Annotated in this window: 1 protein-coding gene and 1 pseudogene; both read right to left on the bottom strand. The window is 74.6% G+C overall.

What is annotated here, in order from left to right:
• The coding region (locus tag ACVNF4_RS36170) for a PucR family transcriptional regulator ligand-binding domain-containing protein (protein WP_461807054.1) at nt 1-1,101 on the bottom strand (1,101 nt) is incomplete at its 3' end.
• A 15-nt stretch (nt 1,102-1,116) separates the two neighbouring features.
• Nucleotides 1,117-1,297: pseudogene (locus tag ACVNF4_RS36165) on the bottom strand (hypothetical protein); the annotation flags it as partial.

The following is a 1,297-nucleotide window of genomic DNA, read 5'->3' as shown; positions in this document are numbered from 1 at the left end:
GACGGCCGGTCCGAGGCGGGCCGCGAAGTGCGCGGCGAGCGCGTCGGCGTCCTGGTCGCGGGGGAGGCTGAGCAGCACGGCGGTGATGCCGTCGGCGAGTTCGGCGACGAGTCCGGGCAGCCCCAACAGCCGGAGCGTGCGCTCCAGTTCACCGGGTTCCCGGCCCTGCACGGCGAGCGGCACGAACGTCCGCCGGTTGACCGGCAGTCCGGCGGCCCGTGCCCTGGGCAGGAGCCCGCGGGCCGGTACGACGCCGGAGACGAGGTCGGTGAGGAGGCTCTGCGCGGACTGTTCCTCCCAGGTGGGGGCGGCGCCCAGCATCCGGTGCAGGACGAGCGCCTCGGCGGCCCGGTCGGCCAGCAGCCGCCCGCCCGCGGTGTCACCCCGGTAGCCGCACAGCACGATCTGCCCCCAGCGTTCGCCCCGGCCGCCGAGTTCGGCGCGGACCCAGCCGTCCCCCTCCCGGCCGCCGGCCTGCCGGGCGATGCGCTCCCAGTCGCGCAGCACGTCGTCCACGGCGGACCGCTCCCCGGCGGTGGCGAGGACGCGGTGGGCGAGGTTGGTGACGACGACGGGACAGCCGCTGTGCTGGGCGACTTCGTCGAGGAGGCGTTGCAGCGGGGCCCCGGCGGTGATGAGCCCGGTGAGGGCGGTGCGCACCGCCTCGGAGAGGCTGACGGCGGCGAACTTCCGCCGCACCAGCCGGGATTGCACCTCTTCCGTCAACTCGGCGAAGGGGAAGGGGCGGTGGAGGACGACGAGGGGCAGCCCGCAGCGTTCGGCGGCTCTGCGCATCGTGTCGGGCGGGGTGGGGAAGGCGCGGCCGAGTCCGAGGACGACGGCCGCAGCCTCCGCGCGGTACAGGGAGTGGATGTACTCGGCCTGCGCGCTGTCGTCACCGGCGAGCAACACGCCTGTGGTGAGGACCATTTCGCCGCCGGTGAGCATCACGCCGACGTCGGGCGCCTCAGCGACGTGCACCCAGCGCACCGGCCGGTCGAGCTGGCCGGAGCCGGCCACCACCTCGGGCTCCCCGGCCAGCACCCGTTCCAGGGAGAGGACCTGACGGACCGACAGAGCTGGTTCGAAGGTGGTGGTCATGGCGTCGTTCCTTTGTTACCGCGTACTCCTGAGAGCGCTTTCGAGGATCGCGGCGCCCTCTTCGGCCTCCGCGACGGTCAGGGTGAGCGGCGGGGCGACGCGCAGCGCGCTGGTGGCGTGCCGGGGGTCGGGGGTGGTCCGGCCGGTCATCGCGAGCCGCTGGGCGTCCCGGATCGCGAAACGGGTCCGGTCGATC

Source organism: Streptomyces sp. S6, from assembly GCF_054880855.1.
This window is presented reverse-complemented; position numbering and strand designations above follow the sequence as displayed.